The organism is Pseudomonas sp. IT-P395 (assembly GCF_949767675.1).
GTDB lineage: Bacteria > Pseudomonadota > Gammaproteobacteria > Pseudomonadales > Pseudomonadaceae > Aquipseudomonas.
In genome coordinates, this window is record NZ_CATKPW010000006.1 from 182305 (window position 1) to 190243 (window position 7939).

Here is a 7939-nt window from a genome sequence, read left to right on the forward strand (position 1 = left end):
TCAAACGGGCAGCGCGCTCCAGTCAAACGGCTCGGCGAAGCTGACCGCGTCCTCGGCGATCAATGGCCGGGCCACGAGGAAGCCCTGCACATACTCGCAACCGTGGGCTTGCAGCCATTGGTATTGCTCGATGGTTTCAACGCCCTCGGCGATCACCAGCAAACCGTATTGCTTGCACAGACTGATGACCGTGCTGACCAGCGAGGCGTCGCGTTTGGAGTCCGGCAATCGCGCGATGAGATGGCGATCAATTTTCAGCGTATCGAGTTCCAGATCGCGCAGATGCGCCAGCGAACACGGCCCGGAACCGAAGTCATCCAGCGCCACCCGCACCCCAAGATTGCGCAGCAAACGCAGCTGTTTGCGGGTTTCGTCGGGGTTTTGCATCAGCGCTTCTTCGGTGACTTCGACCTCCAGTTGCCGAGGCTGCAAGGCGTGTCGCTCCATCACCTGACGCAACTCGGTGACCAGATTCGGCAGGCTGAACTGGGTGTTGCTCAAGCTCACGCCGAGCACCAGATCCTCGGCAAAAAGGGTTTCCCAGGCTTTACGCTGACCGGCGCCGCGATGATAAATCCAGCTGCCGAGGCGGCTGATCAGCCGCGCCTCTTCCAGCAGCGGCAAGAACAACCCCGGCGGCACATCGCCGACACTCGGGTGCTGCCAGCGCAACAACGCTTCAAAGCCACGAATCTGGCCCGTGTCGATAGCCACCTGCGGTTGATAGACCAGATTGAAATCGCGATTCTCGATGGCGGCACGCACGCTCTCTTCGAGCATCAACCGCGAGCGCGCCCGGCCATTCATTTCATGATCGTAGAAACGATATTGCTGACGTCCGGCACGTTTGGCCTCGTACATGGCGATGTCGGAAGCACGCAGCAATCCGTCGAGGTTCGAGCCGCAGTCCGGGTAAGTGGCGATGCCGATGCTGGCGCCGAGAGCGATGTCCAACCCTTCGATCTGCTGACAGATCGACACTCGCTCGATGAGTTTTTCGGCAATCTTCGCCGCTTGCTCGGGGAACTCCAGATCCAGCAGCGCGGTGAATTCATCACCGCCCATGCGCGCGAGAATGTCGAACGGTCGCAGGCAGGCCTTCAATTGCTCGGAGACCCAGCGCAACACCCGGTCGCCGGCATCATGACCGAGTGAATCGTTGACCCGTTTGAAGCCATCAAGATCCAGATACAGCAAGACCCAACTGCTATCACTGCGCTCACCACGCAACAGCAGATTTTCAACAGTCTGGTAAAAGCCGCGGCGGTTGAGCAACCCGGTCAGTGGATCGGTCACCGCTTGGAATTCGAGTTGCTGGTGCAAGTGCCGCACCACCGACATGTCCAGCACGGTGACCACCATCGCGTGTTGCTCGGCAGGCAACGCCGCACAGGACAGCGCCACCGGCACTTGCTGGCCGGGCGCGGTGCGCAGCAAGGCATCGTGCAGTCTTAATGTTTCGCCACGCTTGTAGCTGGCATAAAACTCGGAATCGGCCCACAGCGGAATGTGCGGCTTCTGAAGAAAATCGAGAAACTCCTTACCTTCCAGCTCCTTCACCGGCGCGTTCAACAATCGCGAAATCGCCGGATTGGCAAAGCGGATCAAACCGTCTTCGCCCACCACCAGAATGCCTTCAGCCGCGTTATCCAGCACCGAGGCATTGAAGGCGCGCGCCACTTCCAGGTCATGACTCAGGCGCTGCAAGGCGCGGCGATTGCGCTGGTGCTCCAGCAACGCCTGCACTTTGGGCTTGAGTATCTGCGGGTCGAACGGCTTGAACAGGTAATCCACCGCGCCACTGGCATAGCCCTTGATCACGGCGTCCTGGGACTGTTCGTTGGCGGTCAGAAAGATGATCGGCGTCAGGCGCGTGCGCTGGCTGCCACGCATCAGGCGCGCGACTTCAAAGCCGTCCATGCCCGGCATTTGCACGTCCAGCAGCACCAGATCGACGTCGTGCGAGAGCAGAATATTGAGCGCTTCGAAACCGGAGGCTGCGGTGAGGACGTGCCAATCCTGGCGCTGCAGCAACGCGCGCATGCTGATCAGATTTTCAGGGTAATCATCAACGATCAAAAGGACAGAGCTGCCTTCGCCTGGCGGGGGTTGCGCGCATTCCATGCTGCTTCTCTTGTCGGGACTTTTGGTCGGCTTCCGGTAAAAACCGCACACATACTGAGCCTTCACTCTAGTACTGGATCAAAGAAAGCAGAAGCTGTCATCAGGCCATCATTTAACCAAAGCGTGAATTTGCCGACTAACGGTCACCGCTGAAGCCCCCGGGAACCGGCATAGATGGCATTTCGACAGGATGTTGACGTCAATCATCTGCCAAACGGGCGTTAACAAATTTTCCCTCTACGCTTATAAAGGCCGCCCCAAAACGTGCGGGCTAGAGCTTCTGGCACGTACGTGCAGCGAATTTTGAGTGGAAGAACAGACATGATCGATCTCGCAACCTGGAACCTCAGCGTTCCCGTTGGCAGCCCGCCATACACCGTCGAAACCTCCAAACTGGTGAACGGCTTCAAAGATCAATACTTCCATTCCGACACCGGCACCTTGTTCTTCTGGTCACCGGTTACCGGGTCAAAAACCGAAAACGCCATCTACCCGCGCACCGAACTGCGTGAAACCTACAGCAACGGCACCCTGCGCAACTGGTATTACCCGGATGCCGACAACCTGCTGCGCGCGACCCTCACCGTCAACAAAGTGCCCAGCTCGGGCAAGATCGTCATCGGCCAGATTCATGCTTATGAAAGCCAGAAGCCGATGGTCAAACTTGAATATCAGTACAAGACAAAAACAGAAACCGGCAATCTGGTGATCAAGGTGCGCATGCACCCGGATGACGACGAAAGTCGCGTCATCACCCTCGCCACCGGGGTCAAACTGGATCGCGAATTCAACTACCTCATCCACTTGAGCCCTGGCGGTGCGTTGGGTGTCAGTGCGGCGGGTTATCAGTGGGACTCACAGATCAGCGCGACTTGGCGAAACAAGCCGTTGTATTTCAAGGCTGGGGTTTATGTGCAGGACAACACGGGGTATACGAGTGAAGGGGGGCAGGTGACGTTCAGCAAGCTTGATATTGATCATGACAAGTAGCGACCGCACAGAAAATAATATGTTTCTTTTTTCAGATCACTGAGTAAATGCAGGTGGCGAGACAGATTATTTCCTCGCCACCCAATTTATTATTTACCCACAACGAAACTTCAAACGAAAAACACCAAATCGATCGCATTGATCAAAACAGCTAGTTTTTTTCTCCTTTGAAGCTAAATTTTCCCTCAACCCTTACTCCCTGTTTAGTAAAAAGAAAGCTGCCCTCTGGATATTCGCCATTTTTCTTCAAATTCAATTTCCCTTCACGGTAATCGACTAGCCCCTGCCCCGGGAAATCCGTGCGAGCGAGAATTTTATCTAGATTGAATATAATGTCGTACTCACCTACAGGCATCATTCGATCAAATCGCAACATCACATAGTATTGATTATAAGGATCTTGCCCCCGGGCTTTAAAATAAAAATTATTATCAACGACTTGTCTATAAGGTTGACTTTTATAGATAATTGGGCCGCTCCCAATATCCAGATTAACTTCTACCCTTCCAAAATCATCCATCATTGGAATTGCATCCAAGTCTTCTTTTTTTATCGTGCTCATGCTTATTCACTCCAAAAACCAGTTGAAGCGCCACAGTAAGAAATCACCCTCCCTTCTCCAACTGTAACTTCTGACAGGTTGTTAGAGCATTTAGAAATCAAAAATAACTCTAATAACAAACAACAGACATAAAGGACCAAAAAAGCTATAAGCCCTAGATATCCATTTCGATTCGATCTAAACAACTATCAATCTTGACAGTAAGCCACCAACCAAAAAATCCTCCGTTTGTAGGAGCTGTCGAACACTGTGACAATCTGGCTTTTCAAGAATCACAGTACCGACAGCACTACAAAAACACCTTCGCGCTTCAGGTTTATGGTCAACATAGCGAAAACGCTACCATGAACCTCGTCAACGACATTTCGAAAGACCGCATCAAGCTACCCACAACAATCTTTGGAGCGGAGGCCTTGATAGAACCTTTCACTTTAAGCATATGTAGAAAAAACATAAAAACCTGTCAGATATTACAGGTGACGACCCGCATTCGTTAAACCAAACTGTTCACAAAAGAACTTCTTGAGGCATTCAACGACATTCAACGATGGAAACCACATCAACAACTCAATTCGGAGGCAAACCCAATGTCAAACTCAGACATGCTTGGTACCTACAACTCCAGACCAGACGCACTTCGGCTTACAATTTCCACGATGGACGAAAAAACCGGGAAATTTACAGGCACATTCGTAGCTCCTAACGGTGACAACCTAAATATCAGCGGAGGGTTTAATTTCAACTCCGAAAAAAAACGTACCGACTTATCATTTAAAATCTCCACAGCAGAATGGGCATTTTACGCCAACTATGATCGCGACAATAAAAAGTGGTTCGAAGAGTGGATTGGCGACGAATACAAAGACGGAGCCGTTACAGGGCACTGGACTTTTTATAAAGACTTGTCAGGACCAAGCAGCGGCACAAATTTTGGATATGCCACCATCGCGGATAAACTTCAATAACCAATGAGGGGATAGATTTATTTAAATCCAAACATGATGATTCTCCCCTTTCTACACTGCCCCCTGTGGCGAGGGAGCAAGCTTCCTCGCCACAGGTTATTTATCACCAACCAGATTTTTTAAACGCCGGCGTTTAAAGACTCCAACCGTTACTTCCGGATGCCTACAACAGCTTGCGCCGTTGCCTACCACTACGCCAGAATCCGCCGGCTTGTGCGCCTGGCGGGCCATCGGTAACTTGATTCGCGTCACTGATTCCCAGTGATCGGGTTTAGTAGCCCGTGGTTTCAAGCGTTGTGCACAAGCATCTGTCAGTCAGGTATTCCCATACCTGCGCTTGATGGTAGCTGTGCGCAGGGCACCTTCGGGTGCGCCGGCTTGCTCGAAACCCCGGTCTACTAACCTGCGTACAGTTGCCTCCACTTTGATTTAGTAGCCAAAGCGGGGGCACTCAAATCAGGTTTCGAGCAAATGACAAAATCAACGCCACACCCGCCAGAAACAGATCCCGCATCCCCGTACGAATCCCTCGACTCAAAAAAACTCAACGACGCCGCCGAGCGCGCCCTCGACCATTACCTCAAACCGTCCGCCTTCATCATGGCCAGCACACACAAACCCGAACCCATGTACCTCGCCAACCCGAAGTACAACACCGAATCCCTGCTGGCCAACGCCAGCGAAACCTTGGGTTCTGCCAGCGAAATGCTCAACAACTTCGCCGCCATGCTCGACACCTCACACCGCAAGACCGCGCTAGGCATCGCGCAAGTGGTCATGCTCGGCGAACTGGCAGTGAATCAGGCACTGGATCATGTCGAGCTAAAGGAATAACCGACCACAAAAAAACCCGCCTTATGGCGGGTTTCTTAGCTCAAATGGATTAAATGTTCTGCATACGCTACATTGACATCAAAATGTTACGGTAGCGCAACATGGATTACTCTCTTTTAATTACCCGTCTCGGCATTCAATTACGTGAAAAACGTATAAATCGTGGCCTGACGCAGGCTCAGCTTGCCGATCTGGCGGGACTGACGCGATACAAAGTCATCGCGGTGGAGAAAGGCACCCTTTCTGTCGGCATGATCGCTTACGCACGCGTTTTGGCTGCTTTGGACTGTGAACTCTCGGTGGTTCCAGCAACGATGCCCACCCTTGAAGAGCTTGGAGATTTATTCGAATGAAAATGGCCTCTCTTCAAGTCAGCACCCCTGAAGGTAATAGCGGCAGACTGTTCAGCGATGCCGATGATTTCACTTTCCGTTATCACGAAGATGCATCGCCACAAATGGCGATCAGCCTCTCGATGCCTGTACGACATGACGACTTTCGTCGGCGTGAGTTGCACCCTGTTTTTCAAATGAACCTACCAGAAGGCTACGTACTGGAGCAGTTGCGCAACCGCTTGGCAAAGACTGTGAACGTCGACCCAATGCTGCTACTGGCGCTTTCCGGCAGTACATCGCCCATTGGCAGGGTTCATGTACGCTCTGAAACCGTTGATGCATTGTTGCAGGCGCAAGAATTTCCGGGAGAAAAACTCGAAGAGATTCTCACGTGGGACGGTACGGAAGATATCTTCGCCGACATGCTTGATCGCTACATCCTGCGGGCAGGCATTTCAGGTGTTCAACCCAAGTTGCTGGTGCCGGAGCGGCAAGAAATAGCATTGCCGAGAGTGACATCCAAAACCTCGGATCTGATCATCAAGAGTGGCAGAGACGAATTTCCGGGCCTGGCGATCAACGAATTCCTTTGCATGTCCATGGCGAAAGAGGCGGGTATTCCCGTCCCACCGTTTTACCTTTCCGACAACGCCAAGCTGTTTGTCATGCGTCGATTTGACCGCGACGACCAACTCAAGCCGATTGGGTTTGAAGACATGGCGGTGCTGATGGGGCTGTCGGCTAATCAGAAGTACAGCAAAAGTTATGCGGCAATCGCGAAGGCTATCCGAGTGTTTTGCCCGGCGAAACACTTGCGTACGTCGCTTGATCAACTCTTCGATAGCGTTGCCCTGAGTTGCATCGTTGGGAATGGCGACGCTCATTTGAAAAACTTCGGATTACTCTATTCCGAACCGACGCGACGCGATGCGCATCTGGCGCCGGCTTACGACATCGTCAACACCACGGCCTATATTCCAGAAGATGTTCTGGCATTGGATCTGGCGGGTAACAAGTCAATGTTCGCCTCACGGCAAGGGCTCCTGGAATTTGCCCACACCTGTGAAATCGACCAACCCAAGGAGCGCATTCAGCATCTGCTCGCCTCGGTTGAAGCCGTGCTCAAACGCTATCCTCTATATCGCGAACAGGCGCCTCATGTGATCAACGCCATTGAGCACGCGGCAGCGCCATTTTCTTTGACTTTTGGATAGCGTCGCTACCACGAGAAATCACCGCGCAGAAAAAACCGCCTCACGGCAGTTTTTTTGAATCAGAAGTTTAACTGCTCAAGCTTTTAACCTTAGCCTTGAAGCCCCCCTTCAGACAACACTGATACATCGCTTTCATACCTGTTTTTGCACCTCCTTGTTTTATTAAAAAACCAGAACCATTATAGCGAAAAAATATTAAAACCTGTCATTTATTAGAGATTACCTGCAACTACCTTTCGCCTAATCTCATCGACGCAATACGAGACAACCTATTTAACTTTAATACTTGAATACACATAAGGCGTATATCATGAAAACTTACAATGGCTTTGTATTTAACTCCGCCGGCGAAGAGCATGCCGCCACACTCAAATTTGACGATCCAGCCCAGCAAACTGGCAAAATAAGTAACGGCTACATGGACTATTACGGACTTGACTTCGGTGTCAATGGCGACTGCACAAAATCCACCGGACTTATATTCTTACAGCGAAATCAGATGCCAAGAAAAGAGATGAGACCAAGCATGGCCCAAGCACTCTCAGTATTGAGATGAATCAACTGATGGAACCGACAATAACTTGCTAGGCACAGTTACCGTTAAATACGGCGGGCCGAATTTAGGCCAAACCTATGGAATCAGATTCACAAAAGGTTGACAAACTTTTAGATAACTTCGTCAGGCGAAAAAGTCCCCCCACAAAAAACCCGCCTCACGGCGGGTTTCTTTTAAAGCAGTCTAACGCTCAGGCTTAGTTAACCTTAGCGTTCAACTCACCCTTCAGATAACGCTGGTACATCGCTTCCAGCGAGATCGGTTTGATCTTCGAAGCATTACCGGCAGTACCGAACGCTTCATAACGAGCGATACACACATCACGCATCGCAGTCACAGTCGCGCCGAAGAATTTACGT

8 protein-coding genes and 1 pseudogene are annotated in these 7939 nt (G+C 51.5%); 6 read left to right on the forward strand and 3 right to left on the reverse strand.

The window, feature by feature from the left end:
- Nucleotides 1-2124, reverse strand: coding sequence for a putative bifunctional diguanylate cyclase/phosphodiesterase (locus ACM6IN_RS06085; RefSeq protein WP_414915596.1), 2124 nt, complete (start codon nt 2122-2124; stop codon nt 1-3).
- Between the two features lie 321 nt (nt 2125-2445).
- Between ACM6IN_RS06085 and ACM6IN_RS06090 the strand changes: the two genes are divergently transcribed.
- On the forward strand, nt 2446-3114 hold the full coding sequence (locus ACM6IN_RS06090) for a polysaccharide lyase family 7 protein (RefSeq protein ID WP_007913770.1): 669 nt from the start codon (nt 2446-2448) through the stop codon (nt 3112-3114).
- Between the two features lie 151 nt (nt 3115-3265).
- On the opposite strand, the gene ACM6IN_RS06095 is transcribed toward ACM6IN_RS06090, so the two are convergent.
- Nucleotides 3266-3676 (reverse strand): hypothetical protein, encoded by a 411-nt coding sequence (locus ACM6IN_RS06095; RefSeq protein ID WP_414915597.1) that lies wholly within the window; start codon nt 3674-3676, stop codon nt 3266-3268.
- Between the two features lie 587 nt (nt 3677-4263).
- Between ACM6IN_RS06095 and ACM6IN_RS06100 the strand changes: the two genes are divergently transcribed.
- The 5 genes from ACM6IN_RS06100 to ACM6IN_RS06120 all read left to right on the forward strand — a co-directional run bounded on the left by ACM6IN_RS06100 (nt 4264) and on the right by ACM6IN_RS06120 (nt 7580).
- Nucleotides 4264-4641 (forward strand): hypothetical protein, encoded by a 378-nt coding sequence (locus ACM6IN_RS06100; protein WP_123376199.1) that lies wholly within the window; start codon nt 4264-4266, stop codon nt 4639-4641.
- 471 nt (nt 4642-5112) lie between these two features.
- The gene (locus ACM6IN_RS06105) at nt 5113-5475 is read left to right on the forward strand and encodes a DUF6124 family protein (protein WP_007913768.1); all 363 of its coding nucleotides are present in this window, start codon (nt 5113-5115) and stop codon (nt 5473-5475) included.
- A gap of 101 nt (nt 5476-5576) precedes the next feature.
- On the forward strand, nt 5577-5828 hold the full coding sequence (locus tag ACM6IN_RS06110; protein ID WP_007913766.1) for a helix-turn-helix domain-containing protein: 252 nt from the start codon (nt 5577-5579) through the stop codon (nt 5826-5828).
- Entirely contained in the window at nt 5825-7024 is a 1200-nt protein-coding gene (locus ACM6IN_RS06115; protein ID WP_414915598.1) for a type II toxin-antitoxin system HipA family toxin, read from the forward strand. The genes ACM6IN_RS06110 and ACM6IN_RS06115 overlap by 4 nt, the downstream gene beginning before the upstream one ends.
- A gap of 310 nt (nt 7025-7334) precedes the next feature.
- On the forward strand, nt 7335-7580 hold the full coding sequence (locus tag ACM6IN_RS06120; protein WP_414915599.1) for a hypothetical protein: 246 nt from the start codon (nt 7335-7337) through the stop codon (nt 7578-7580).
- Between the two features lie 196 nt (nt 7581-7776).
- Here the strand turns inward: ACM6IN_RS06120 and ACM6IN_RS06125 are convergent.
- A pseudogene (locus ACM6IN_RS06125) lies at nt 7777-7939 on the reverse strand (fructose-1,6-bisphosphate aldolase); the annotation flags it as partial.